The 25,075-nt window shown below is 67.8% G+C and carries 21 protein-coding genes; 10 read left to right on the top strand and 11 right to left on the bottom strand.

The window, feature by feature from the left end:
• Positions 1-20 precede the first annotated feature (20 nt).
• From VK92_RS01415 to VK92_RS01395, 5 genes are all read left to right on the top strand, one after another.
• Complete coding sequence (locus tag VK92_RS01415; protein WP_048023145.1) at positions 21-1,061, top strand: substrate-binding domain-containing protein; 1,041 nt, start codon at positions 21-23, stop codon at positions 1,059-1,061.
• Between the two features lie 386 nt (positions 1,062-1,447).
• Positions 1,448-2,134 carry a type 1 glutamine amidotransferase domain-containing protein gene (locus VK92_RS01410; protein WP_048023143.1) on the top strand — a complete coding sequence of 229 codons (687 nt, stop codon included), beginning with the start codon at positions 1,448-1,450 and terminating at the stop codon, positions 2,132-2,134.
• 141 nt (positions 2,135-2,275) lie between these two features.
• On the top strand, positions 2,276-3,385 hold the full coding sequence (locus tag VK92_RS01405) for an NADH:flavin oxidoreductase/NADH oxidase (protein WP_048023142.1): 1,110 nt from the start codon (positions 2,276-2,278) through the stop codon (positions 3,383-3,385).
• Between the two features lie 125 nt (positions 3,386-3,510).
• The gene (locus VK92_RS01400) at positions 3,511-4,581 is read left to right on the top strand and encodes an AI-2E family transporter (protein WP_048023141.1); all 1,071 of its coding nucleotides are present in this window, start codon (positions 3,511-3,513) and stop codon (positions 4,579-4,581) included.
• Positions 4,582-4,793: 212 nt separating this feature from the next.
• Positions 4,794-5,168 carry a hypothetical protein gene (locus VK92_RS01395; RefSeq protein WP_042974870.1) on the top strand — a complete coding sequence of 125 codons (375 nt, stop codon included), beginning with the start codon at positions 4,794-4,796 and terminating at the stop codon, positions 5,166-5,168.
• Between the two features lie 27 nt (positions 5,169-5,195).
• On the opposite strand, the gene VK92_RS01390 is transcribed toward VK92_RS01395, so the two are convergent.
• Complete coding sequence (locus VK92_RS01390; protein ID WP_048023139.1) at positions 5,196-5,990, bottom strand: SDR family NAD(P)-dependent oxidoreductase; 795 nt, start codon at positions 5,988-5,990, stop codon at positions 5,196-5,198.
• Between the two features lie 170 nt (positions 5,991-6,160).
• Between VK92_RS01390 and VK92_RS01385 the strand changes: the two genes are divergently transcribed.
• On the top strand, positions 6,161-7,006 hold the full coding sequence (locus VK92_RS01385) for an AraC family transcriptional regulator (protein WP_048023137.1): 846 nt from the start codon (positions 6,161-6,163) through the stop codon (positions 7,004-7,006).
• Between the two features lie 48 nt (positions 7,007-7,054).
• On the opposite strand, the gene VK92_RS01380 is transcribed toward VK92_RS01385, so the two are convergent.
• From VK92_RS01380 to nthA, 4 genes are all read right to left on the bottom strand, one after another.
• Positions 7,055-7,642, bottom strand: coding sequence for a LysE family translocator (locus VK92_RS01380; protein ID WP_021159242.1), 588 nt, complete (start codon positions 7,640-7,642; stop codon positions 7,055-7,057).
• 184 nt (positions 7,643-7,826) lie between these two features.
• Positions 7,827-9,089 carry a GTP-binding protein gene (locus VK92_RS01375; RefSeq protein WP_048023135.1) on the bottom strand — a complete coding sequence of 421 codons (1,263 nt, stop codon included), beginning with the start codon at positions 9,087-9,089 and terminating at the stop codon, positions 7,827-7,829.
• Entirely contained in the window at positions 9,086-9,739 is a 654-nt protein-coding gene (gene nthB, locus VK92_RS01370; RefSeq protein ID WP_048023134.1) for a nitrile hydratase subunit beta, read from the bottom strand. Before nthB ends, VK92_RS01375 begins: the two co-directional genes overlap by 4 nt.
• Positions 9,740-9,783: 44 nt before the next feature.
• Positions 9,784-10,383 carry a nitrile hydratase subunit alpha gene (gene nthA, locus VK92_RS01365; protein WP_048023132.1) on the bottom strand — a complete coding sequence of 200 codons (600 nt, stop codon included), beginning with the start codon at positions 10,381-10,383 and terminating at the stop codon, positions 9,784-9,786.
• A gap of 514 nt (positions 10,384-10,897) precedes the next feature.
• On the opposite strand from nthA, the gene VK92_RS01360 reads away from it, so the two are divergent.
• The 4 genes from VK92_RS01360 (at position 10,898) to VK92_RS01345 (ending at position 15,723) form a co-directional block, all read left to right on the top strand.
• Positions 10,898-11,794, top strand: a complete 897-nt coding sequence (locus VK92_RS01360; RefSeq protein ID WP_048023131.1) for a transporter — start codon at positions 10,898-10,900, stop codon at positions 11,792-11,794.
• 95 nt (positions 11,795-11,889) lie between these two features.
• Positions 11,890-12,942 carry an aliphatic aldoxime dehydratase gene (gene oxdA / locus VK92_RS01355; RefSeq protein WP_048023129.1) on the top strand — a complete coding sequence of 351 codons (1,053 nt, stop codon included), beginning with the start codon at positions 11,890-11,892 and terminating at the stop codon, positions 12,940-12,942.
• Positions 12,943-13,011: 69 nt separating this feature from the next.
• Complete coding sequence (locus VK92_RS01350) at positions 13,012-14,538, top strand: amidase (RefSeq protein WP_048023128.1); 1,527 nt, start codon at positions 13,012-13,014, stop codon at positions 14,536-14,538.
• A 144-nt stretch (positions 14,539-14,682) separates the two neighbouring features.
• Entirely contained in the window at positions 14,683-15,723 is a 1,041-nt protein-coding gene (locus tag VK92_RS01345; RefSeq protein ID WP_048023127.1) for a helix-turn-helix domain-containing protein, read from the top strand.
• Between the two features lie 73 nt (positions 15,724-15,796).
• On the opposite strand, the gene VK92_RS01340 is transcribed toward VK92_RS01345, so the two are convergent.
• The 6 genes from VK92_RS01340 to VK92_RS01315 form a co-directional block, all read right to left on the bottom strand.
• Complete coding sequence (locus VK92_RS01340; protein WP_048023126.1) at positions 15,797-17,272, bottom strand: heavy metal sensor histidine kinase; 1,476 nt, start codon at positions 17,270-17,272, stop codon at positions 15,797-15,799.
• Positions 17,269-17,964 carry a heavy metal response regulator transcription factor gene (locus VK92_RS01335; RefSeq protein WP_021159240.1) on the bottom strand — a complete coding sequence of 232 codons (696 nt, stop codon included), beginning with the start codon at positions 17,962-17,964 and terminating at the stop codon, positions 17,269-17,271. The genes VK92_RS01340 and VK92_RS01335 overlap by 4 nt, the downstream gene beginning before the upstream one ends.
• Before the next feature lie 28 nt (positions 17,965-17,992).
• On the bottom strand, positions 17,993-19,504 hold the full coding sequence (locus VK92_RS01330; protein WP_082160850.1) for an efflux transporter outer membrane subunit: 1,512 nt from the start codon (positions 19,502-19,504) through the stop codon (positions 17,993-17,995).
• 5 nt (positions 19,505-19,509) lie between these two features.
• Entirely contained in the window at positions 19,510-20,739 is a 1,230-nt protein-coding gene (locus VK92_RS01325; RefSeq protein WP_048023122.1) for an efflux RND transporter periplasmic adaptor subunit, read from the bottom strand.
• Between the two features lie 39 nt (positions 20,740-20,778).
• Positions 20,779-23,946 carry an efflux RND transporter permease subunit gene (locus VK92_RS01320; RefSeq protein WP_048023120.1) on the bottom strand — a complete coding sequence of 1,056 codons (3,168 nt, stop codon included), beginning with the start codon at positions 23,944-23,946 and terminating at the stop codon, positions 20,779-20,781.
• A gap of 238 nt (positions 23,947-24,184) precedes the next feature.
• Positions 24,185-24,940, bottom strand: coding sequence for a Crp/Fnr family transcriptional regulator (locus VK92_RS01315; RefSeq protein ID WP_021159235.1), 756 nt, complete (start codon positions 24,938-24,940; stop codon positions 24,185-24,187).
• Positions 24,941-25,075 lie beyond the last annotated feature (135 nt).

Genomic DNA, 25,075 nt, shown 5'->3' with positions numbered 1-25,075 from the left:
GCGGCCGGGCGGATCGGCGAATGCGAGGAGTGACGGTGAAGGTGAATCTGAAGGCGCTGTCGGACGCGCTCGGGCTGTCGCGGACGACGGTCAGCCGCGCGCTGAACGGTTACGACGACGTCAGCGAGGCGACGCGCGAGCGCGTGGCGCGGGCGGCACGGGAAATGGGCTACGTGGCCGATCCGACCGCGCGCCGGCTGGCGACCGGTCGGGCCGACATGATCGGGATCGTTTATCCGTTCGGCGCGGGCGACCTCGGCGATCCGCGTTTCGGCGAGGTCGTCGCGGGCATCACCGAGCGGCTCGCGGAACGCAATCTCGATTTCATCATCGCGTCGGCGCGGCCGAACGCGGAACTGGACACCTATCGGCGCATCGTCGAAGGCAAACTCGTCGACGGCCTGATCGTCGCGCGCACGCTGGTCGACGATCCGCGCATCGCGTACCTGCAGGCGAGCGCGTTTCCGTACGTGGCCTACGGCCGGACCCGGATGGCCGAGCCGTACGCGTGGTTCGACTTCGACAACGAAGCGGGCGCGCGGGACGCGGTGCGCCGGCTGACGGGTTTCGGGCACCGGCGCATTGCGATGATCAGCGCGCCGCTTGCGCTGAATTTCGCCGCGCAGCGCCGTGCAGGCTATCTGTCGGCCCTGCGCGAAGCCGGCATCGAGCCGGACCCGGCGCTGCTCGTCGAGTGCCCGTTCACGCACGACGGCGGGTTGCAGGCGGTGCGGGCGCTGCTCGCGCGCGCCGAGCGGCCGACGGCGCTGCTGGTCGACAACAATATCGCGGGCGGCGGCGCGTTTCGGGCGCTCGTGGACAGCGGGCTGCGCCTGGGCGAGGACATGTCGCTGATCGTCTACGACGGCGTGCCGCCGGGCCTCGCGCACCCGCATCGCGTGACGGCGGTCGTGCAGCCGACCGGCCACGCGTCCGGGCGCTCGCTCGCGGAACTGATGCTGCGCCTGCTGGGCAACGGCGTGCGCGAGCACCGGCTCGAGGCGCCGGCAATCGAGGCGGGCGACACCGACGGTCCGTTGCGCGACCAGCCGGCGCGATGAAGGCGAGGGGCGCGAGCACCTGCGGACACCGACGGATCGCACCCCTCGAGAAAGCCCATGACGGCGGCAGGGATGATTATCCATTTACTAGACGACTGGTCTAATCCACGACTATCATCCGTCCTCGTGAATGCGGCGACGTCCGTGGCGCATGCAAGCAAGGCGCGAAAATGCCATCTCGCGCGGTGGTGCTGGTAGCGCGGCGAGACGCCGTCGTTTTATTTTTGAATGTTCTAGACGACTGGTCTAATAGGCGCATGCTGCATTCGGATACGCGGGTCGCACGATGACGCGTCACAACTGACTAACGGACAGGCGCGCCGCGCCGGCCGGTTTTTGGATCATGTGGCCCCGTTCCCAACAACTTTTCGAAGGAGTGTCCGATCATGAAGATTCTGGTTGTCCTGACCTCTCACGACACGCTCGGCGACACCGGCAAGAAGACCGGCTTCTGGCTCGAGGAACTGGCCGCGCCGTACTACGCGTTCAAGGATGCGGGCGTCGAGCTGACGCTCGCATCGCCGAAGGGCGGCCAGCCGCCGCTCGACCCGAAAAGCAGCGATCCGGCCGCCCAGACCGACGCGACGCGCCGCTTCGAAGCCGATGCGGCGGCCAAGGCCGAACTGGCGTCGACGCGCAAGCTGGCCGACGTGTCCGTGGACGATTACGACGCCGTGTTCTACCCGGGCGGCCATGGCCCGCTGTGGGATCTCGCCGAGGATCTGCATTCGATCGGCCTGATCGAGCGCGCGCTGGCGGCCGGCAAGCCGGTGGCGGCCGTCTGCCACGCGCCGGGCGTGCTGCGTCACGTGAAGAATCCGCAGACCGGCGAATCGGTCGTGCGCGGCAAGCGCGTGACGGGCTTCACCAACAGCGAGGAAGCGGCCGTCGAACTGACGGAAGTCGTGCCGTTCCTCGTCGAGGACATGCTGAAGACCAACGGCGCGCAATTCGAACGCAGCGCCGACTGGGCGCCGCATATCGTCACCGACGGGCTGCTGATCACGGGGCAGAACCCCGCGTCGTCGGCGCCCGCCGCCGAGGCGCTGCTCGCGCAACTCGGCCACCGTTGAGCCGATGGCGCCGGCCGGGCCGGCGCCGCACCGTATCCGTCGCCGGGCGCAAGCCGTCCGGCGACGGCCCGAATCGTTCCGTCGTGCGCACCGCACGGCGCGTTTCCCGTCGTTTTGCAGAACCAAGCAAAGGAGCCGTGGATGTCTGCCCTGTTCGAACCGTTCAAACTCAAGGATGTCACGCTGCGCAACCGTATCGCGGTGCCGCCGATGTGCCAGTACGTCGCCGAGGACGGCGTCGTCAACGACTGGCATCACGTGCATCTGGCCGGCATCGCGCGCGGCGGCGCGGGCCTCGTGATCGCCGAGGCGACGGCCGTGTCGCCGGAAGGGCGCATCACGCCGGGTTGCGCGGGGCTGTGGACCGATGCGCAGGCCGAAGCATTCGCGCCGTCGGTCGCGGCGATCAAGGCGGCCGGTGCAGTGCCCGGCATCCAGATCGCGCATGCGGGCCGCAAGGCGAGCGCGAACCGCCCGTGGGAAGGCGACGACCATATCGCCGACGGCGATCCGCGCGGCTGGCAGACTATCGCCCCGTCGGCCGTGCCGTTCGGCGCGCACCTCCCGAAAGTGCCGCGTGAAATGACGCACGACGACATCGCCCGCGTGCAGGCCGATTTCGTCGCATCGGCGAAGCGTGCGCGCGATCTCGGCTTCGAATGGCTCGAATTGCACTTTGCGCACGGTTATCTCGGCCAGAGCTTCTTCTCGGTGCATTCGAACCACCGCACCGACGAATATGGCGGCTCGGCCGAGAATCGCGGCCGCTTCCTCGTCGACACGCTCGCGGCCGTGCGCAAGGTCTGGCCCGAGCACCTGCCGCTGACCGCGCGCCTGGGCGTGATCGAATACGACGGCCGCGACGAAGAGACGCTCGCCGAGTCGATCGCGCTCACGCAGCGGATGAAGCGGGAAGGGCTCGACATGCTGAGCGTGTCGGTCGGTTTCTCGACGCCCGCCGCGCAGATTCCGTGGGGCCCGGCGTTCCTCGCGCCGATCGCCGAGCGCGTGCGCCGCGAGGCTGGGCTGCCGGTGTCGTCCGCATGGGGGATCGACACGCCGCAACTGGCGAACCGCGTGGTGGCGGAAGCGCAGCTCGATCTCGTGATGGTCGGGCGCGCGCATCTGGCCGATCCGCACTGGCCGTACTACGCGGCCAGGCAGCTCGGCGTCGAGCGTCCGTCGTGGACGCTGCCCGCGCCGTACGCGCACTGGCTCGAGCGCTACCGGATCGCGGACAAGGCGGCCTGAGCCGCGTTGACGACACGGCGCACGCATCTTGCGCGTCGCCGATCCGGCGCCGATGGATAGAATGGCGGTTCATGCAGGCCGGTTGCCTGCGCGAACCGCCATTTTTTCATTTCGACAGAGGTGCCATGGGCGCACATGTCCCGTCGTCTCACGACTCCGCCGCACGGCCGCGCGCGCAGCAGATTGCCCGCGCCGTGCTGTATGCGGCGCTGCTGGTGCTCGCGCTGTGGATCATCCGCGACTTCATTCCCGCCATCGCATGGGCCTGCGTGATCGCCATCGCGATGTGGCCGCTGCTCAAATGCTTCGAATCGCACCGGCTGTTCCGTGACCGGCCGACGCTGATCGCGACCGTCATCACGGCCGCGATCTCATTGCTCGTCGTGCTGCCGGTCGCGGTCGCGACCATCCAGGCGATCGGGCAGGCGCACGACCTGCGCGACTGGCTGAAGTCGGTCCAGGACAGCGGCATTCCGTTGCCGGACGTCGTCAGCCGGCTGCCTTACGGCTCGGCGCAGATCACCGAATGGTGGCAGGCCAATCTCGGCCATCCGCTGCATGCGGCCAGCGCGATGCACAGCGTCAACAGCGAGAAATTCCTCGCGTTCGGGCGGCAGTTCGGCACGAAGGTCGCGCATGTGCTGCTCGAATTCGGCTTCATGCTCGTCACGCTGTTCGTGATCCTGCGCGCGGGCCACAAGCTGTCGGGCGCATTGCTGCAGGGCGCGCGGCGCGCGTTCGGGCACAACGGCGCGGAACTGATCGACCGGATGGTCAAGGCCGTGTACGGCACGGTGACGGGGCTCGTCGTCGTCGGGCTCGGCGAGGGTGCGCTGCTCGGCATCGCGTATGCGCTGGCCGGCGTCCCGCATGCGGCGCTGCTCGGCCTCGTCACGGCGATCGCCGCGATGCTGCCGTTCTGCGCGCCGATCGTGTTCTGCGGCGCGGCGCTCTGGCTGTTCGTGCAGGGTGCGACGGTGTGGGCCGTCGTGGTGGCCGTGCTCGGTTTCGTCGTCGTGTTCGTCGCCGAGCATTTCGTGCGGCCGGTGCTGATCGGCGGCTCCACGCGGCTGCCGTTCCTGCTCGTGCTGTTCGGCATCCTCGGCGGTGCCGAGACGTTCGGCCTGATCGGGCTGTTCGTCGGCCCCGCGCTGATGACGGTGCTGACGATGCTGTGGGCCGAGTGGATCGCGTGACGATGCGCGACGTTGTGCCGATTTGACGCGTCGGCGCGGCGGGTTCGATGCATGTACAAGCATGCTCGGGCCGCAACGACCGGCTGGCGCGCGGGCATGACCATGCAGGGATTCGTATAAAGATCTCTACATTTCTTTTCGATCCGGACCCAAAGGTCGAGTAGCATGGGGCTTTCGATCGCGCCGGCGCGGCGCAGCAGATTTCCTCAAGCATGCGATTGATTTCGATGGCCCGTCCCGCAGCGACGCTGTCCCTGGCCGCCAGCTGCCTGATGTTGCACGGCTGCGCGTGGTTCGACTCGTGGCTGCCATTTTCGTATTCACGCACGCCGCTCGCGCGGGCCGCGTCGCGGCACGGCGCGACGCGCGCCGATGTCGTCCGCGCGGCCGGCAACCCGCGCAGCGTGTGGATGGTCCGCAACGGCAGCGGCGTCTGCTACAACTACTTCATCGAGCACGGCAACGATCACCGCGAATATTTCGTCGTGTTCGACAGGGCCGGCATCGTTACGCAACACGGCTTCGATTCGTGCATGAACGCCGACCGCAAGGGCACGCTCCAGTCGGGCAAGGCCGCTTCGCGCTAGTGCGCGGCGGCCCGCGGGCGCCGGCCGTTACGCGATCGTATCGACCACCCCGCCATCGACACGCAGCGCGGCGCCGGTTGTCGCCGAAGCCTGCGGCGAGCACACGTAGACCACCAGGTTCGCGACTTCCTCGGGCGTTGCCGGCCGCTGGATGATCGAGCTCGAACGATGGCTGCGCACGAACTCCACGGCCACGTCGTCGACGCTGCGGCCGGATGCGTCGGCCGTTTCCTTCAGCATCGCGCGCACGCCGTCCGACATCGTCGGCCCCGGCAGCACCGAGTTGACGGTCACGCTGGTGCCGGCCGCGAGCTTCGCGAGGCCGCGTGCGATCGACAACTGCGCGGTTTTCGTGAATCCGTAATGAATCATGTCGACCGGGATGTTCAAGCCCGATTCCGACGAAATGAACACGACGCGCCCGGCATTGCGTTCGATCATCCCCTTCAGGTAATGCCGTGCGAGCCGCACGCCGGACATCACGTTCATCTGGAAGTAATGTTCCCACTCGGCGTCGTCGATCTCGAAGAACGCCTTCAGGCCGTAGATGCCCGCATTGTTGACGAGGATGTCGGCCTCCGGTGTGTGCTGCGTGATGCGCGCGACGCCGGCCGCGTCGGACAGGTCGGCGGCGACGCCCTCGAGGCTTGCGCCGGGCACTGCCGCGCGCAGGTGCGCGAGCGCGGACTGCACCGACGCGTCGCTGCGGCCGTTGACGACGACGCGCGCACCGGCGCGTGCGAGCCCTTCGGCGATCGCGAGCCCGATGCCGGCGGTGGAAGCGGTGACGAGCGCGGTCTTGCCTTTCAGATCGATGTGCATGAGCGTGACGGGAGAGGAGTGAACGAAAACCGCCGCGTGCGCCGCGGCGGCCGGAACACAAAGCTTAGGCGAAACGGCGAGATCCCGCGTCGAAGTGGATGGATCCGGTTGCGCGGCGCCGCACAGTCTTGTACGGTGAGCGTTCGCCGTCCGAACCGGGAGCCCGCCGCGTGAGCCGTACCGCCAACCGATCCATCGATCCGTCGCCGTTCTGGCGCGATGCCGCGCTGCCGTTCATCGAAGCGCGCACCGTCGACGACGGCCGCGCGATCTGCTATGCGAAGCACACGCACGACACGTTTTCGGTGGGCGCGATCGTCGGCGGCACGAGCACGTACGTGAACGGCGCGACGCACGAGCAAGTCGGGCGCGGCGTGCTGGTGATCATCGATCCGGAACAGGTGCATGCGTGCAATCCGTACGGCCCCGACGCGTGGGCGTACCGGATGGTCTATGTCGACGTGCCGTGGCTCGCGCGGCTGCAGCATTCGCTGGGCCGCGATCCGAATGGCGATTTTCACGGCTTTTCGCCGAAGTTGACCCAACGGCACGACCTGTTCGCGCAATTTGGCGGTTTCTATCGCACGCTCGTGTCGCCTTCGGTCGATCCGCTCGGCAAGGAGAGCGCTGCGGTCGAATTCTTCACGGCGCTGCACGGCGCGCTCGACCGCGAATTGCCTGGCCCGCGCGCCGGGGACGACAACGCCAAGCTCGCGCGCGCGGCCGATTACATCGCCGCGCATTGCCGCGAGGGCGTCACGCTCGATGAGATCTGCGCGGCCGCCGATTTGTCGCCGTCGTACCTGATCCGCGCGTTCAACGCGCGCTACGGCATGACGCCGCATGCGTTCCTGATCGACCGCCGCGTGCAGTACGGCCGCACGGAGCTGCGCCGCGGCCGGCCGATCGCCGACGTTGCACTCGACGCGGGCTTTGCCGACCAGGCCCATTTCCAGCGCGCGTTCCGGCGGATCGCGGCCGCGACGCCCGGCCAGTACCGCAGCGCGACGAGCTAAGCGGCGAGCTGAGCGACGCGTTGAGCGGCGAGCCGGGCGGGGCGCGCCCTACGTGTCGAGCAGAAAGAGTGCGCTGCCCGCGAGCAGCAGCGCCATCAGCCGGTTGAACACGCGCATCCTCCGCGCGTTCGCGAGCCGGTGCCGCAGCGATGCGCCGGCATACCCCCAGCACGCGATCGACGCGAAACAGATCACGAGATACAGCGCGGCGAACTGCCAGACCTGCGCGCGGTCGCCGTCGGCCGCATACGCGCCCATCGCGGCCACGCACGCGAGCCATGCCTTCGGATTGAGCCACTGCATCGCGGCGCCGGACGCCGCCGACGGGCCGGCCACGTCCGGGTCGGCCGACAGCCGGCCATCGTCGAGCGCGAGCCGCAGCGCCAGGTAGAGCAGGAACGCGATCCCCGACCATTGCGTGGCCGTCGTCAGCATCGGCCAGCGCGCGAGCGCCGCGTGCAGCCCGAGGCCGATCAGCAGGAACAGCGCGACGAAGCCGAGCGTCGCGCCGGCCGCATACCGCAGGCTTGCGCCGAGACCGTGGCGCGCGCCCGCGCTGAGCGCGACGATGTTGACGGGACCGGGTGTGATCGACGACGCCAGCGCGAACGCGGCCATCGAAACCAGCATGCTCATTGATTGCCTCCATGCGAATGTCAAAGTCGCATCGAGACTAACGAAGCCGCGCGTGCCGGTATTGAAGAAAACTGCCCTCGGCGGCGCTGTCTGGATTCAGGCAACGCCGAACCGGGCACAGCGCTCAACGGTGCTCGAAAGTCGTTGGACGCAGGCGTTGCAACCGAAGGCATCGAGTCTCACGTCACGGATGAGCGGCCGCCGCGAGCGCGTCGAACGCGTCGCCTTCCGGAAGCCGATGCCACGACTCCGGGCCCGCGTCGATTTCCTCGACCGTCAGCAGGCACGCATCGAGTTCGCGACGCAAGCGGTCGTGATCAACCGACTGCCCGATGAACACGATTTCCTGCCGACAATCCCCTGCGGGCTCCTCCCATTTTTTCAGCACGCCATCGCGGCGATAGTCGTCGTGCGGCCAGTCCGACTGCGGGATGAATCGCCACCATCGCCCGACGTAACCCCACTGGAACGCGCCGCCCGTCTGCACCAGCATCGCGATGTCGGCATACCGGTGCGCAGCCCAGACATAGCCCTTGCAGCGCAGCAGCCGGCCGTTGTCCCACGGACGACGCAGCCATGCGAGCAGGCGCGCCGGATGAAACGGCGCACGTTCGCGATAGGTCCACGACGCGATCCCGTATGCATCCGATTCCGACGGTCGTTCGTCGGCCTGCATGCGCTGCATCCATCCCGGCGATTCGACGAGTGTGGGCAGATCGAAGCGCCGGGTATCCAGCACGTCCGACGGATCAACCTTGCCGTGCTGCATCGGCAGGATTCGCGCGGAGGGATTCAGCGACGCAAGCATCGCGCGCAGCCGGTTGAAACCTGCGTGGCCGATCCGGTCGAGACGGCTCACGAGGATCACGTTCGCGTATTCGACTTGCTCGAGCAGCAGGTCCGACAGCTTGCGTGGCGGACCGGAATCGCCGTCGTTCGCGAGTGCCGCGTCGTGCGCGACCGGTTCGGCCGACGCGATCATGTCCTCGAACGTCTCGCCGTCGACGACCGTGACGAGCGTGTCCAGCCGTGCCAGCTCGCTCAGGCTGAAACCGTCCCGATCGAGAAACGCAAACGTCTCCGCGACCGGCATCGGCTCCGAGATGCCGGTCGATTCGATCAGCAGATAATCGAAACGACGCTGCCGCGCGAGCGTGCTGATCTGCTCCAGCAGATCGGCGCGCAGCGTGCAGCAGATGCAGCCGTTGCTCATCTCGACCAGTTCGTCCTCGCCTCGATGCAGCTCGACGTTGCGCCGCACATCGTCGGCGTCGATGTTCACTTCGCTCATGTCGTTGACGATCACGGCGACCTTCAGTCCCGCGCGATTGCGCAGGATGTGGTTCAGCAGCGTCGTCTTCCCGGCGCCGAGGAAGCCGGACAGCACGGTGACCGGAATCCTCGGGCCAGGGGCGGCCGGCGCGCGTTGCTCCCCCGGCGTCGTCATGCGCTCTGCCTGGACGCGCGATCCAGGTAGCCTTCGAACAGGTCGACCACGACGTAGCCGTCGTCGGCGGCGTCGCCCCACAGATCCTTCACGCGGAACTCGACGTGGTAGGTCGGCTGATGCGCGGCGCCGGTGTCGCCGTGGCCGATCGCGTCAGGGAAGGGCCACGATTCGGTCGTCCGGTGCAGCACGACACCTTCCTTGCCGCGAACGTAGCCCGGCGCACGGATGTGCCCGCTGACGTATTGGTCGCGAACGACGACACGCTCGCCGACCTCGAACCGCGTCGAGTCGAGCGGTGCCGCCCGGCCGCCGGATGTCGGCGGGTTCGCGAGCCGGAAATGCGAACCGAGCGCGCGGTCGAGTTCATCCTGCGCGAGCACGCCGGTTTCGACGAGCAATGTCGCCGTCGCGATCACGTAGCGCTCGTAGTAGCGCGTGCCGACATGCTGGCGTACGTCGATGCGTTCGACCGCGTGACGTACCTCGTCGACGCTGAATTTTTTCAGTTGGTCCACGCCCACGAACATCAGGCTGTACGCGAGATGTTCCCAGTCTTCCTTGAAGACCGGCTTGTAGCCGAGACTGTTGATCGTATGCGGCACCGGGCCGAAACCCTGGAATCCGCCGAGGTCGTGAAAGCCGTCCATATGTGATCTCCGAGATGAAGGTCGAGAGCGAAACGGGGTGGGAGTCAGCGCGCGCGCGGCAGTGCCACGCCGATCAGCACGTCCTTCGTGACGAGCGTGCGCAGTTGCTCCTCAGTCATGTGCTCGCTGCCGGCCGGCCGCACGGGCAGCACGAGATAGCGGCTTTCGGCGGTCGTATCCCAGACCTTCACGACGACGTCGTCGGGCAGGTCGGTGCCGAGCTCGCGCAGCACCGTGCGGCCCTCGCGGACGAGCCGCGCACGATATTCGAAGCCCTTGTACCACTCGGGCGGCAGCCCGAGCACCGGCCAGTTCGTGCATGAGCACAGGCTGCAGACGATCACGTTCTTCAGCGTGGGCGTGTCTTCGAGCGCGACGATGTACTCGCCCTGCGGGCCGGTGTAGCCGAACTGCGCGCACGCAGCCGTGCCGTCCTTCAGCAGCAGTTCGCGAAACGCCGGGTCGACCCACGCACGCGCGACGATGCGCGCGCCGTTGGCCGGATCCCAGGTCGTGGACATCAGCTCGGTCAGGCCTTCGATATAGCCGTCGGGGATCAGGTTCTTCTCTTTCATCACGCGAAACAGCGCCCAGGCACGTTCGCCGGGCGTCGAGGCTGTTTCCGCGGAAGGGGTCGCGCTCATCGTGGGGTTCCTTGTCGTGGTTCGGGTTGACCGCCGCCATCGCGTTGGTATTGCCGTGGCGGGGCGTGGATGCGTGGTGTCGGTCACGCTCGACGAGCAGGGTAAGAAGAGAAAAAGCGCGGTTCTTTGCCGGCACGGATCGGAAACTGTGCTGAGACGGCCCCGTGGCGCGGCATGGAGCCGACGCGCCACGGAGGCACCGCGACGGGCGGCAATTGGCGCGGCGCCCGGCACGAAAACAGCGGCAGCCGGCGCACGTTTTGCGACCGCTGCATGACATCGGAAGCGCAGGTCCGCCACAGCCAATTTCTTGTTCCGCCGGAAAACAGAACTGCGGATTTTGCCTTCCTATTCTCATCCTCAAGCGACGGCCGTTCGATGTCGCGAATCGCCGGCATCCCCGATGGACCGGCGGAACAACAGTCAGCCAGCACCCCGCGATTCCATCGTCCGGCGACGGTTCCCGTTCGTCATGCGTCGGACGTGGCGGTGCCTGCGCATCCAGGTGAGGAGCATGATGGACAACGTCAACAGAATCAAACTGAAGCGAATCGCGCGCGCGATCGGCTTGTCGCTGATGGTCGTCGCCTCGCATTACGCGGGCGCGGTCGAGGTCGATCCCGGCGATTACGAGCAGTATCCGGCCGGCGCGACGATCGGCGTGCTGTACTACAACTACTCCGCGACGAACGCCTACTACGCGAACGGCCACCGGACGTCGGATTTCGACCTGCAGTCGAATGTCGGCATCGCCCGCCTGCTGCATGTGTTCCAGCTCACCGACAGGCTCACGATCGATCCGCAGGTGTTGCTGCCGTTCGGTCACATCAGCAGCTTCGGCAACGCCGGCGCGCTTGGCAGTACGAACGGTGTCGGCGACGTGATCCTGACCGCGCCGTTGAAATTCCGCCTGAACGAAGCGAAGGACGTCGTCGCCGCGACGGTCTACGTCTACGCGCCGACCGGGAGCTACGACCAGAACCGCGGTCTCAATCTCGGCGCCAACCGCTGGTCGCTCGATTTCCAGGCGGCCTACGTCAAGCACTTTTCGCCGCAGTGGGCACTCGATCTCGTCGGCGACGCGATCTGGTACGGCAACAACACGTCGTACGGCGCGAGCGGCGCGACGCTGCATCAGCGGATGAGCTACAGCGCGCAGGCGATGGTGCGTTACATGCCCGATCCGGGCACGTCGCTCGGGATCGGCATCACGCAGCTCTGGGGCGGTGAAACGAGCGTCGACGGCGCGGACAACAACGACGCGCTTCGCACGACGCGGCTGCGGCTCACCGCGGCGAAATTCGTGACGAAGTCCGATCAGGTGCAAATCCAGCTCGGCACCGATCTGAGCGTGCGCAACGGCCCGAAGAACAGTGTGCTCGCCGGGCTGCGTTACGCGCACATCTTCTGACGACCCGCGGGCGCCGGGATACGCCCGGTGCCTGTCGCGCCGTCTCCCCAACGTCGATACCTCGACATCCGATTCCCTTTCCAGAGAGGTCATGCATGGAATCCGCCATCGACAAACACCTGGTCTGCCCGCGGACGCTGTCGCGCCGCGTCGCCGACGACTACCAGCCGCCGTTCCCGATGTACGTCGCCCGGGCCGCCGAAGACCTGAGCCAGGTCGTGATGGGCTATTTCGGCGTGCAATACAGCGGCGCCGACAAGCGCGCGGCGGCGCTGGCCGCGTTGCGCCGGATCGTCGCCGATTTCGGTGCGCAGGACGGCCCGAACAACTTCGATCTGACGCAACACACCGACGACCAGGGTTACGACAACCTGATCGTCGTCGGCTACTGGCGCGATCCGGCCGCGTATGCGCGCTGGATCGCGTCGCCGGCAGTCGTCGAGTGGTGGGCGTCCGACGCACGCCTCGCGGACGGCATCGGCTACTTCCGGGAAATCGTCGCGCCGCGCGCCGAGCAGTTCGAGACGCTCTACGCATTTACCAGCGATTTCCCCGGCGTCGGCGCGATCATGGACGGCGTCAGCGGCGAGATCGAGGAACACGGCTACTGGGGATCGATGCGCGACCGGTTCCCGATCTCGCAGACGGACTGGATGCGCGCGGACGGCGAGTTGCGCATCGTCGAGGGCGATCCGGCCCGCGGCGGCCGCGTGGTCGTACTGGCCCACGACAACATCGCGCTGATTCGCTCCGGCCAGGACTGGCGCGCGGCCGAACACGACGAGCGCCGGCTGTATCTCGAGGAGATCGAGCCGACGCTGCGCAGCGGGATGGAATTCCTGCGCGACAACGGCGCGGAGGTCGGCTGCTACAGCAATCGCTACGTGCGCTCGATCGATCTCGACGGCAACGTGCTCGACGAGAGCTACAACATCGGCCACTGGCGTTCGCTCGACCGCCTCGAGCGCTGGGCCGAATCCCATCCGACGCACCTGCGGATCTTCGTCACGTTCTTCCGTGTCGTGACCGGGCTGTCGAAACTGCGGCTGTATCACGAGGTTTCCGTGTTCGATGCGAAGCATCAGGTCTACGAATACGTGAACTGCCATCCGCGCACCGGGATGATGCGCGACGCCGTCGCCCGCTGAACGTCGCCCGCTGAATCCCGCCGGCGCCGCCGGGGCCGGCGGCGCCGCTTACCGAACTGGAGAACGTCGATGGCCATCAAACGCCCGACTCGCGAACAACTGTCCGACATTGCAGCCGGTTTCGGCTTTCACGTCGATTCCCGCCAACTCGCCGACTACGACGATGTGCTGCAGGCGAACTTCGATGCGTACGACGCCATCGACGCGCTGCCCGACTATCTGCCCGTCGTCGCGTACCCGCGCACGCCCGGCTACCGCCCGGAAGGCGACGAGAACCGTTACGGCGCGTGGGCGCAAAAGAGCACGATCCACGGCGCCGCCGACGGCAAGCTGCGCGGCAAGACGGTGGCCGTGAAAGACAACATCTGCGTGGCCGGTGTGCCGATGCGCAACGGCGCGAGCACGTTCGAGGGCTACGTGCCCGACGTCGATGCGACCGTCGTCACGCGGGTGCTCGACGCCGGCGGCACGATCGCCGGCAAGTCGACCTGCGAGTACTACTGTTTTTCCGGCGGCTCGCACACGAGCGCGTCGGGGCCGGTGCACAATCCGCGCAAGGCAGGGCATTCGTCCGGCGGCTCGTCGTCGGGCAGCGGCGCGCTCGTTGCGAGCGGCGAGGTCGACATGGCGCTCGGCGGCGACCAGGGCGGCTCGGTGCGGATCCCGTCCGCCTATTGCGGCATCTACGGGATGAAGCCGACGCACGGGCTCGTGCCGTACACCGGCGCGATGCCGATCGAGGCGACCGTCGATCACCTGGGGCCGATGACGGGCAACGTGCTCGACAACGCGCTGCTGCTCGAGGTGATCGCGGGTGACGACGGGCTCGATCCGCGCCAGCGGGCGCTGCCGCCGCGCGCCGATTATCTCGGCGCGATCCGCGACGGCATCGCGGGATTGCGGATCGGCATCCTGCGCGAGGCGTTCGGGCTCGCCAATTCGGAGAAAGTGGTCGACGAGGCCGTGCTGGCCGCCACGCAGCGGTTGCGCAAGCTGGGCGCGCGCGTCGAAGAAGTGTCGGTGCCGCTGCATGCGGCCGGCACCGCGATTTGGCTGCCGATCGCGGCCGAGGGGGCGACGCAGCAGATGATGAAGGGCAACAGCCACGGTTTCAACTGGGGCGGCCTGTACGTGACCGGCATGATCGATCATCATGCGGGCTGGCGCGAGCGCGCCGACGAGTTGCCGGATACCGTGAAGGTGACGATGCTGCTGGGCGAATACTTCACGAGCCGGTATCGCGGGCGTTACTACGCGAAGTGCCAGAACCTCGCACGGCGCTTGCGATCGGCTTACGACGCGGCGCTGCAATCGTATGACGTATTGGTGATGCCGACCGTACCGATGCGCGCGTCGAAGCTGCCGGAGCCCGGTTGCGCGATGTCCGAGTCGCTGACGCGGGCGTTCGAGATGCTCGCGAATACCGCGCCGTTCGACGTGTCCGGGCATCCGGCAATGTCGCTGCCGTGCGGGGTAGCCGACGATCTGCCGATCGGGCTGCAACTGGTCGGGCGCCGTTTCGACGAGGCGACGCTCTACCGCGTTGCGTATGCGTATGAACAGTCGTCCGACTGGCGTCAGACGATGTGCGCATGACATGTCCGGAGCGGTAGCATGCCGCCGCTGCGCCGCGTGCCGGTTCGACCGGCCATGCGGCGTACGCGGTCATCGATTGGACAATGCGCTTTTGAACGGGCACGCTGTCGACTGCGTGTTTGCTAATCCATGTGGGGCACGACCATGACGATGCGTCCTCTCCCGCGCGCCGCAAGCGGCGACGCGACCGGTCCGGCGTCCGGCAGCCCGCTGGACGAACAGGCGAATACGGCCATCGAGGTGGCGACCGACGGCTCGGTCAGCCAGCGTATCGAGTTCTGGCGCGAGACGATTCTGCGCCTGTTCGCGGACGTGCAGATCGCGGCCGTGCAAAAAGCCGATTTCTTCGGCCAGGTGCGGCAGCGCAAGTGCGAGAAGATGCGCATCTCGGAAATCCACGCGAGCGAGCAGGCCGTGATCAGGCGTTATCGCCAGGCGCGCAGCGAGTACGAGGACAAGTATTTCGGGGTCTTGATGCTCGAGGGCAGCCAATCGGTCGAGCAGGACGGCAAGATCGTCACGCTGCATCCGGGGGATTTCGCGATCTACGACGCGACACGGCCGCACCACCTGCAGTTCGGCCAGTCGTGGCGCGAGATCGTCGTCAGCATTCCCCGCGCGACGCTGAACCAGCTCGTCGTCGGGATGGAGCACCGCACGGCGTGCCCGACGCAAACCGGCGAGGGCGTCGGCAGCGTCATGCGTGCGTTTCTCGAGCAGATGTCGTCGCAGATCCGCAGCGTGACCGAGGACGAGATGCGGCAGTTGTCGGATACCGCTATCTCGCTGATCGCGATGACGCTGGGGGGCATCCAGCGCAACGACCTCGCGCAATCGAGGATGAAGGCGTTGACGCTGACGCGCGTGAAGCGGCATGTGCTCGAGCACCTGCACGATCCGGAGCTGAATCCGATGCTGATCGAGCAGTCGATCGGGATTTCGTCGCGGTACATCAACAAGCTGTTCGAGGCCGAGGAGACGTCGCTGATGCGTTACGTATGGAACCTGCGGCTCGAACGGTGCGCGCAGGATCTCGCGAATCCGCAGTGCGCGGCGCTGCGCGTGTCCGACGTCGCGTTGCGCTGGGGCTTCAACGACATGTCGCATTTCAGCCGGGTGTTTCGCGAGCGGTTCGCGATGTCGCCGCGGGCGTGGCGCGAGCAGGGCGGCAAGCCGCGCGCGTAATGCATCGCGGGCCGCGTTCGGGGCCCGCCGGCGCCGATCGTAGGCGGCCGGACGTCGACAGGCGCGGCGGCCGTCAGTGCAGCGCGCGTGGCGCGTGCGTCGGCCGCGAAGCGGCGGCGTCGGTCGAATCGGCCGCGCCGGTGGCATCGGTTGCGTCACCCGCGCGCAGCGGTCCGCCCGCGCAGGGTTCCGTCGATACCGAGAAGCCGAACGTATTGACGCCGCCCGCGCACGCGACGAACACGCCGCCGCCGTGCATCTCGGCGACGGCCTTGACGATCGACAGCCCGAGCCCGTGGTTCTCCTTGCTGTTCGCGCGGGCTTCCTCGAGCCGGTAGAAGCGTTCGAACACGTGCGAGCGCTGCACCGGATCGATCGGCTCGCCGGGGTTCGACACGGCCATCTCGACGAGCGTGTCGCGGCGCGTGATCGTCACGTGCAACGTCGCGCCGGGAGCGGAATGCTGGATCGCGTTGATCAGCAGGTTCGTCATCGCGCGGCGGAACAGCGACGGATCGACGGCCGCGCGTGCATCGCCGTGCAGTTCGGCGCACAGCTGCGCCTCGTCGAGCGGGATCTCGAGGAAATCGAGCATGCGCCGCACCTCGTCGGCGAGCGACACGTCCTTCAGGTCGGTTGCCCGTTCGCCGCGGTCGCTGCGCGACAGGAACAGCATGTCGTTGATGATCACGCGCAGCCGCTCGAATTCCTCGAGGTTCGACTGCAGCGTCTGCCGCATCCGCTCGACGGTGCGGTCGCGGCTGGTCAGCGCGACCTGGGTCTGGCCGATCAGGATGCTGATCGGCGTGCGCAGTTCGTGCGCGACGTCCGCATTGAACGCCTCGAGCCGCGCGTAGGTCTGCTGGATGCGATCGAGCGCGCCGTTGAACGACGTGGCGAGGTCGCGCAGCTCGGCCGGCAGCGCGTCGGTGTGCAGCCGCTGGCGGCGGTTCGCGAGGCTGATGGCCGATGCATCCTGCGACAGCCGGTCGAGCGGCGCGAGCCCGAAGCGGGCCACCGCGCGGCTCAGCAGCAGCGTGATGATCGTCGCGATCGCGATCAGCCCGGCGAGCGTCCAGCCGAAGCGGCGCAGCATCCGCTGCGTGCGCTCGCACGAGCTGGCGACGATCAGCCTCAGTGTCGGCCGCTCGCCGTTGCCGGCCACCGTGACGGTCTTGGTCATCACGTCGTAGCTGCTGTCGTTCAGCGCGTAGCGCTGGAATGCGCCGAACGGCGCGCCGACGGGCACGCCGTCGACGGGCTTGCCGAACCGGAAATCCGGATTCGTGCTGTCGACCTGGTAGCGCGTCGAGCCGTCGGGCGGTTCGAGATCGGCGAGCTTTTCCTGCATGAGGCGCCCGCGTTCGGACGTGAGCGCGTGCGACACGATCATCTCGGCGACCTTGGTGCGCGTATCGAGCGTCGCGCGCAGCTCGGCGAACAGCTGGCGCTCCATCATCACGAACAGCCCGCAGCCCACCAGCGTGAACACGAGCAGCGACACGATGCCGAACATCGCCGACAGCCGCAGGACGATCGAGCGTTTCATGCCGGCCTCTCGGTATCGCCGTCCTCGCGCGCCTCGAGCACGTAGCCCATGCCGCGGATCGTATGCAGCAGCTTGTCCGCGAACGGCCCGTCGAGCTTCGCGCGCAGGCGCTTGATCGCCGTCTCGACGACGTTCGCGTTGCTGTCGAAGTTCACGTCCCACACGAGTTCGGCGATGGTCGTCTTCGACAGCACCTCGCCGCTGCGCCGCGCGAGCACGCCGAGCAGCTGGAATTCCTGCGCGGTCAGGTCGAGCCGCGTGCCGTCGCGGGTCGCGCGGCGGCCGATCAGGTCGACCCGCAGGTCGCCGATCGAGATCAGCGTCGATTCCTGCACGCGCGCGCGGCGCGTCAGCGCGCGCAGCCGTTCGATCAGCTCGAGGAACGAGAACGGCTTGGTCAGGTAGTCGTCGGCGCCGCCGCGCAAGCCCCGCACGCGGTCGTCGACGCGGTCGCGCGCGGTCAGCATGATGACGGGCGTCTGCTTCTGCGCGCGCAACGCACGCAGCACGCCGAAGCCGTCGAGCTTCGGCAGCATCACGTCGAGCACGACCACGTCGTAGTCGAATTCGACGGCCTTCCACGCGCCGTCCTCGCCGTCGAGCGCGGTATCGACGACCCAGCCTTCCTCGGTCAGGCCGCTCTTCAGGTATTCGACGACTTTCGGTTCGTCTTCGACGATCAGGACTTTCATGTTCGAATCCGTTGTCCGCGTAATCCGGTTAAGGGCCCGGGGGCGCTGGCGCCGGTGCCGGGGCTGCGGCGACCTCGGCCGGCGCCGGGCCGCTTGCCGCCTGGCCGTCCCAGCCGCCGCCGAGCGCCTTCGCGAGAAACACGACGAGCGCCGCGCGCTGGCCCTGGATCTGCACGGCCTGCCGCTCGCTCGTCAGCAACTGCTGCTCGGCCGTCAGCACGTCGATGAACGGCGTCAGGCCGCCCGCGTAACGATCCTGCGCGAGCGACACGAGCTTGCGCGCGTCGTCGACGGCCGCGGAGGCCTGCTGCGCGGCCTCCGCGAGCACCGACAATCCGGTGACCGCATTCTGCACCTCCTGGAACGCGGTGAGCACGGTCTGCCGGTAACTGGCCTGCGCGGCGACATAACCGGCCTGCGCGAAATCGACGCCGGCCTTCAGCTTGCCGCCTTCGAACAGCGGCTGGCTGAGCGACCCGCCGACCGACCACAGCAACGCCGGAACGGTGAACAGGCCGGCGAAGCGCGTCGCGTCCCAGCCGATGTCGGGCGACAGCATGATGCGCGGGAAATACGCGGCGCGCGCGACGCCGATCTGCGCGTTCGCGGCGGCCATCGCGCGCTCGGCCGACGCGACGTCGGGGCGCCGCTGCAGCACGTCGCTCGGCAGGCCGGTCGGCAGCGCGGGCGCGTTGATCGGCACGACGCGCGGCGCGATCGAGAAAGTGGGGGCCGGCGTGCCGACCAGTGTCGCGATCGCGGTTTCGACCTGCACGCGCTGCTGGAGCAGCAGCTGCGCCTGGGTGCGCGTCGCGTCGAGCTGCGCGCGCTGCTGCAGCAGGTCGAGGCCCGACACCGCGCCGAGGTCGTGCCGCGCGCTCACGTAGTCGAGCGCCTTCTGCTGCAGGTCGATCGAGCGCTTGACGACGTCGATCTCGGTGTCGAATTCACGAAGCGCGAAATAGCTCGACGCGAGATCGGCGGTCAGCACCAGGCGCGCGTTCGCGAAATCGTCGCGCGCCTGTTCGGTGGTGGCCTGCGCCGATTCGACGCTGCGCCGGACGCGGCCGAACAGGTCGAGCTCGTAGCTGACGCTCGCGCCGACCTGGACGTCGTTCTGCACGGTCGACATGCTCTGCGTCGCGTAGTTGGTCTGCGGCCGGTCGGCCGAGATCTTGAAGCGCTGGCCGCTCGCGTTCAGGCCGACGGCCGGATACTGCGCCGAGGCGACCGACGCGAGCGTCGCCTTCGCCTGGTCGTAGCGCGCGGCGACGGCCTTCAGGTTCTGGTTGTTGCGCAGCGCTTCGGCTTCCAGCGCATCGAGCTGCGGATCGCCGAACGCGGTCCACCATGCCGGGTCGAGCGGCGCGCGGGCCGGCGCGGCCGGGTGCCAGTACCCATCGGCCGGATCGAGCCGCCACGCGGCCGGCGTGGCGACGTCGGGCCGCTGGTAGTCGGGGCCGACCGTGCAGCCGGCGAGGGCGGCGGCGAGCGCAACGGCGGTGGCGGAGACGGCGGCGGGCCGCCGGCGGATGCGCATCGCGATCACGACTTCGCCTCCGCGGCGCTCGATGCCGGCTTCGCGGCCGGCGCCGAGACGATCACCTGATCGCCGTTGGCGAGCGCGTCGCTCGGGTTCGTGACGAGGCGGTCGTTCGGCGTGAGCGGGCCGTCGACCTCGAGCGTCTGCCCGATCGTGCGCACGACCGTCACCTGTTTCAGACGCACCTGGCCGTTCGCATCGACCGTCGCGACCGTCGGGCCTTCGGCGCGGAACAGCAACGTATTGGCCGGCACCTGCAGGCGGCCGACCGGCGTCATCGGCAACGTGGCCTGCACGTAGGCGCCGGGCAGCAGCCGCCCGTCCGGGTTCGGCAGCGTGATCTCGATCTGCAGCGAGCGCGTCGCGACGTCGATCGCCTCGGACGTGCGCGTGATCGTCCCGTCGAACGTCCGGCCCGGCAGCTCGGCCTGCGCGACGCTCACGTGCTGGCCGACCTTCACCTGCTGCGCGTACGCCTGCGGCACCTGCACGTAGAGGCGCAGCCGGTCGGCCTGCACGACCATGAACAGCGAACGCCCCGCGTTGCCGGAGCTGACGAGATCGCCGACGTCGACGTTGCGCTGCGTGACGATCCCGTCGATCGGCGCGACGATCCGCTGGAAGCCTTTCAGCTCGGTGAGGCGGCGCATGTTCGCGTCGGCCGCGGCAAGGTTCGCGGTGCCCTGGTTGAACGCGCCTTGCCGGTCGTCGAGTTCCTGCTGCGAGACGGCATCGCGCTGGCGCAACTGCTGTGCGCGGTCGAACGACGTCTTCGCGAGCGCGAGCGCGGCTTGCGCCTGCTGGCGCTGCGCGGTGGCCTGCGCGAGTTCCTGGTTCAGCTCGGGCGTGTCGAGTTCGGCGAGCACCTGGCCCTGCTTCACGTGCGCGCCGATGTCGGCCTGCCAGCGCAGCACGTAGCCGCTCGCGCGTGCATAGATCGGCGCCTCGACGAAGCCGCGCAGCGTGCCGGGCAACGACAGCTTGCCGCCGGTGGCCGCATCGACCGGATGCGCGACGGTCACGTACTGGCGCGTGTTCTGCTCGGCGACCGTGTCGAGCCGGTTGCGGTTCAGCACGTTGACGACGATCGTGCGCGCGGCGCCGGCGGCCAGCAGCACGCCGATCACGATCAGGACGATGCGTCCGCGTCGCGACACCGACGTGCGTGTCGGCAGGTGCATGCCGTGTTCGTCCACCTGGATGCCGACGGCGCTGTGATGTTTCTCTTCCATGAATTCAACCAATTCAACCGGGTAGTGGGCGAAAGAAAGTCAGTGTCCGGCCTGGCGCGCGCGCCGGCGGGCCAGCCGCGCATGCACGCCGCCGAACACGAGCGGCACGAACAGCAGCGTCGAAACGGTCGCGAACAGCAGCCCGCCGATCACCGCGCGGCCCAGCGGCGCGTTCTGCTCGGCGCCTTCGCCGAGACCGAGCGCCATCGGCACCATCCCGATGATCATCGCGAGCGCCGTCATCAGCACCGGCCGGATCCGTGTCGCGCCGGCCTCCAGCGCGGCCGTGAGCGGCGGCGCGCCGGCTTCGAGACGCTGACGCGCGAACGACACGACCAGGATGCTGTTCGCGGTCGCGACGCCCACCGTCATGATCGCGCCCGTCAGCGCGGGCACGCTCAGGTGCGTGCCGGTGATGAACAGCATCCACACGATGCCGGCGAGCGCGGCCGGCATCGCGCTGATGATGATCAGCGGGTCGAGCCACGACTGGAAATTGACGACGATCAGCAGGTAGACGAGCACGATCGCCATCGCGACGCCCGCACCGAGGCCGAGGTACGACGTGCGCATCGTCTCGATCTGGCCGCGCATCGTCAGCTCGGTGCCGCGCGGCAGCGTCGCGCGCGCGTCCGACACGATGCGGTCGATCTCGCCCGCGACCGCGCCGAGGTCGCGGCCCTCGACGCTCACGTACACGTCGATCGCCGGGCGGATGTTGTAGTGCGTGATCACGGCCGGGTTCGCGGTGCTGCGCACCTGCACGAGGTTGCCGAGCAGTTGCAGCGGCATGCCGGTGCGGCCGCTCGCCGAGATCGGCGTGCCGAGCAGGTCGTCGACCGACGAGATGTTGTATTGCGGGGTCTGGATCTGCAGCGGGTACTGGACGCCGGTGCGCGGGTTGATCCAGAACGACGGCGTCGTCTGCGAGCTGCCGGACAGCGAGATCAGCATGTTCTGTGCGACGTTCTGCGCGGAGAGGTTGAGCTGCTGCATGCGCGTACGGTCCATGTCGGCCAGCAGGGTCGGTTCGTCGTTGCGTTGCAGCACGTGCACATCGACGGAGCCGGGGATTTGCCTGAACTTTTTCATCAGGCTGCTCGCGATAGTCATGTTACTCGCGAGATCGTTGCCGAGCACCTGCAGGTCGATCGCGGCCGGTTGGCCGAAGTTGAGGATCTGCGTGATGATGTCCGACGGCTGGAAGAAGAACTCGACGCCCGGGAAGCGCTCGGGCAGCACCTTGCGCAGTGCCTGCACGTAATGCTGGGTCGCGCGGTGGCCCGGTTTCAGCGCGATCAGCAGCTCGCCGTCGAGTGTGCCGATCGTGCCGGCGTTGCTGTACGACAGGTTGATGCCGCTCACAGGCAGGCCGAGGTTGTCGACGATCGCGCCGAGCTCGTCGGGCGGCACGGTTTCACGGATCACGCGCTCGACCTGGTCGGCGAGGCGTGCGGTTTCCTCGATCCGGTAGCCGGTCGGCGCGCGCATGTGCAGGCGGATGTTGCCCGAATCGGCGTTCGGGAAGAAGTCGCGGCCGAGCGCGAACACGAGGCCGGTCGACAGCACGCAGAAGCCGAGGAAGCACGTCGCGTAGAAGCGGCGGCGCACCAGCAGGATGCTGAGCAGCACGATGTACCACGCGCGCAGCCGCTCGAACGCTTCGTTGAACGCGTGATGGAGGCGTGCGAAGCGCGACGTCGAACGATCCGGGCCGGCGCTCGCCTGCTGCGGGCGGAACAGCAGCATCGCGAGCGTCGGCACCAGCGTGCGCGACAGCACGTACGACGCGAGCATCGCGAACACGACGGCTTCCGCGAGCGGCACGAACAGGAAACGCGCGACGCCCGTGAGGAAGAACATCGGCACGAACACGATGCAGATGCACAGCGTCGACACGAACGCGGGCACCGCGATTTCGCCCGCGCCTTCGAGGATCGCGTCGTGCAGGTTCGTACCGAGATGCAGGTGCCGCTCGATGTTCTCGATCGTCACGGTCGCATCGTCGACGAGAATGCCGACCGCGAGCGCGAGCCCGCCGAGCGTCATGATGTTGATGGTCTCGCCGAGCGCGGACAGCGCGATCAGCGACGTGAAGATCGACAGCGGAATCGAGATCGCGATGATCAGCGTGCTGCGCCAGTTGCCGAGGAACAGCAGGATCATCATCGCGGTCAGCACGGCGGCGATCAGCGCTTCGTGGATCACGCCCTGGACGGCCGCGTCGACGAACACCGACTGGTCGAACAGCGGCGTGATCGTGAGCCCTTCGGGCAGCGTCGGGATCACCTTCGGCAGCAGCGCCTTCAGGTCCGACACGACCTTGAGCGTCGACGCGTCGCCGCTTTTCAGGATCGAGATGAGCACGCCGCGCTGGCCGTTCTGGCGCACGACGTTGGTCTGCGGCGCGAAACCGTCGCGTACCGATGCGACCTCGCGCAGATAGGTCGTCGCGCCGTTGACGGTCTGGACCGGCAGGTTGTTGATGTCGGCGACCGTATCGGCCGACGCGTTGGTGTCGATCCGGTATTCGGTCTGGCCCATCTTCGCGGTGCCGGTCGGCAGCACGAGGTTCTGCGCGTTGACCGCGTTGACGATGTCGGCGGGCGTGAGCCCCTTCGCGAGCAGCGCCTGCGGATCGAGGTCGATCGCGACCACGCGCGTGCGGCCGCCGTACGGGAACGGGATCTGCACGCCCGGCACCGTGATCAGCTGCGGGCGCAGGAAGTTGAGCGCGATGTCGGCGAGCGACTGTTCACTGAGCGTCTTGCTCGACAGCCCGAGCTGGATCACCGGGATGCTCGAGGCCGAATAGGTGATCACGAGCGGCGGCGTCGCGCCCTGCGGCATCTGCCGCACGATCGCCTGCGCGGACGAGACCGTCTGCGCGATCGCCGTCTGCACGTTCGCGCCCGGCTGCAGGAACACCTTCACGACCGCGATGCCGGGCAGCGACGTCGATTCGACGTGCTGGATGTTGTTGACGGTCGTCGTCAGGATGCGCTCGTGCACGGACGTGATGCGGTTCGTCATCTCCGTCGCGGAGAAGCCGCTGTAATTCCAGATGACGCTGATCACGGGGATGTTGATCGCGGGCAGCACGTCGACCGGCGTGCGCATCAGCGCAAGCGGGGTGGCCAGCACGATCATGATGGCCATGACGATGAACGTGTAGGGGCGCCTGAGCGCAAGATTGACGATCCACATGGAGGCAGCGGGACAGGCGGTGATCAGGCGTCGGTAAAGGGAACCCGAATGATAGGCGTCGGCGTGGAACGGGTTACTGTCGCGAAACTGGCGGAATTGTCAGGTTGCGGCGGGCGGCCCGACGCCGATTCGGCAGAGGAAATGCCGCGCGGCGAGCTGGCCTGAAAACGGCCGCAAAACGGTCGCGATACCGGACGGGCCGGCTGCGCCTGCGGCGGTTCCGCTCATGGGCCCGCGCTCAGATCTGCTCCATCCCGACACGCGCGAGCGCACCGAGGTCGACGACGTCGATCTGGTTGTACGCGAGCCGCAGCACGCCGAGTTTCTCGAGCTGCTGCAGCGCCTGGTTGATCCGCTGCCGCGACACGCCGACGAGCATCCCCAGTTCCTCCTGCGAGATCGACAGCGACGGGCCGGTGTCCGGGTACAGGTCGGGATTGAACAGCTGCGCGAGCGACTGCGCGACGCGTGCGTCGACGTCCAGCAGCCGGCTGTTCTGGATCGACGCGATGAATTCGCCCATCCGGTTGTTCAGCTGGTGAATCACGAAGCGCGTAAACGGCAGGCTCGTGTCGAGCAGCGCGTGGAACGTGTCGACCGGCACGAACAGCACGGTCGAGCGCTGGATCGCGACGACCTCGTACTTGCGCAGTTCGCGCTTGATCACGCTGCCTTCGCCGAACCAGCCGCCCGACGGCACGCCGGAGAACGTGCAGCCGCGCCCGGACGCGTTGAAGATCGCGAGCTTCAGCAGCCCGCGATGCACGCCGATCCAGTATTCGGACGGCGCGAGCCGATGGGCGATCACGTCGCCGGCCTCGCACTGCTCGACGCGCGATTGCGCGAGCACGAGCGCCTGGTGTTCGGGCGCGAGCGTGCGGAACCACGCGCACTGGCCGAACAGCGTGGACAGCGCCGGCAGCGGGCCCGGTGCGGAAAGGGCGTCGGCCGGGTGGACGGGCGCGTCGGGCGGTGCGGCGAGAGGGTCGTGCATGGGTCGGGTTTGCGAGGATAGGGATAACGCGCAGCGCGGGAAAGGCACTCTGTCGTTTCGATGACAGACGGCTCACAATAGCGCCCGTTAGGCTGTCGGCAATTGAACCACATCAAAACGATCCGGGGTGGATCC

The sequence above is a fragment of the Burkholderia sp. LK4 genome (assembly GCF_001043615.1).
Classification (GTDB): domain Bacteria; phylum Pseudomonadota; class Gammaproteobacteria; order Burkholderiales; family Burkholderiaceae; genus Burkholderia; species Burkholderia cepacia.
Note: the sequence above shows the minus strand (reverse complement) of the source record. Positions and strands in the feature narration are given on the sequence as shown.

Bases quoted from the DNA above. Each gene is read 5' to 3' on its own strand.
- VK92_RS01415 (WP_048023145.1), top strand. From the start codon at position 21: ATGCGAGGAGTGACGGTGAAGGTGAATCTGAAGGCGCTGTCGGACGCG.
- VK92_RS01410 (WP_048023143.1), top strand. From the start codon at position 1,448: ATGAAGATTCTGGTTGTCCTGACCTCTCACGACACGCTCGGCGACACC.
- VK92_RS01405 (WP_048023142.1), top strand. From the start codon at position 2,276: ATGTCTGCCCTGTTCGAACCGTTCAAACTCAAGGATGTCACGCTGCGC.
- VK92_RS01400 (WP_048023141.1), top strand. From the start codon at position 3,511: ATGGGCGCACATGTCCCGTCGTCTCACGACTCCGCCGCACGGCCGCGC.
- VK92_RS01395 (WP_042974870.1), top strand. From the start codon at position 4,794: ATGCGATTGATTTCGATGGCCCGTCCCGCAGCGACGCTGTCCCTGGCC.
- VK92_RS01390 (WP_048023139.1), bottom strand. From the start codon at position 5,990: ATGCACATCGATCTGAAAGGCAAGACCGCGCTCGTCACCGCTTCCACC.
- VK92_RS01380 (WP_021159242.1), bottom strand. From the start codon at position 7,642: ATGAGCATGCTGGTTTCGATGGCCGCGTTCGCGCTGGCGTCGTCGATC.
- VK92_RS01375 (WP_048023135.1), bottom strand. From the start codon at position 9,089: ATGACGACGCCGGGGGAGCAACGCGCGCCGGCCGCCCCTGGCCCGAGG.
- nthB (WP_048023134.1), bottom strand. From the start codon at position 9,739: ATGGACGGCTTTCACGACCTCGGCGGATTCCAGGGTTTCGGCCCGGTG.
- nthA (WP_048023132.1), bottom strand. From the start codon at position 10,383: ATGAGCGCGACCCCTTCCGCGGAAACAGCCTCGACGCCCGGCGAACGT.
- VK92_RS01360 (WP_048023131.1), top strand. From the start codon at position 10,898: ATGATGGACAACGTCAACAGAATCAAACTGAAGCGAATCGCGCGCGCG.
- oxdA (WP_048023129.1), top strand. From the start codon at position 11,890: ATGGAATCCGCCATCGACAAACACCTGGTCTGCCCGCGGACGCTGTCG.
- VK92_RS01350 (WP_048023128.1), top strand. From the start codon at position 13,012: ATGGCCATCAAACGCCCGACTCGCGAACAACTGTCCGACATTGCAGCC.
- VK92_RS01345 (WP_048023127.1), top strand. From the start codon at position 14,683: ATGACGATGCGTCCTCTCCCGCGCGCCGCAAGCGGCGACGCGACCGGT.
- VK92_RS01340 (WP_048023126.1), bottom strand. From the start codon at position 17,272: ATGAAACGCTCGATCGTCCTGCGGCTGTCGGCGATGTTCGGCATCGTG.
- VK92_RS01335 (WP_021159240.1), bottom strand. From the start codon at position 17,964: ATGAAAGTCCTGATCGTCGAAGACGAACCGAAAGTCGTCGAATACCTG.
- VK92_RS01330 (WP_082160850.1), bottom strand. From the start codon at position 19,504: ATGCGCATCCGCCGGCGGCCCGCCGCCGTCTCCGCCACCGCCGTTGCG.
- VK92_RS01325 (WP_048023122.1), bottom strand. From the start codon at position 20,739: ATGGAAGAGAAACATCACAGCGCCGTCGGCATCCAGGTGGACGAACAC.
- VK92_RS01320 (WP_048023120.1), bottom strand. From the start codon at position 23,946: ATGTGGATCGTCAATCTTGCGCTCAGGCGCCCCTACACGTTCATCGTC.
- VK92_RS01315 (WP_021159235.1), bottom strand. From the start codon at position 24,940: ATGCACGACCCTCTCGCCGCACCGCCCGACGCGCCCGTCCACCCGGCC.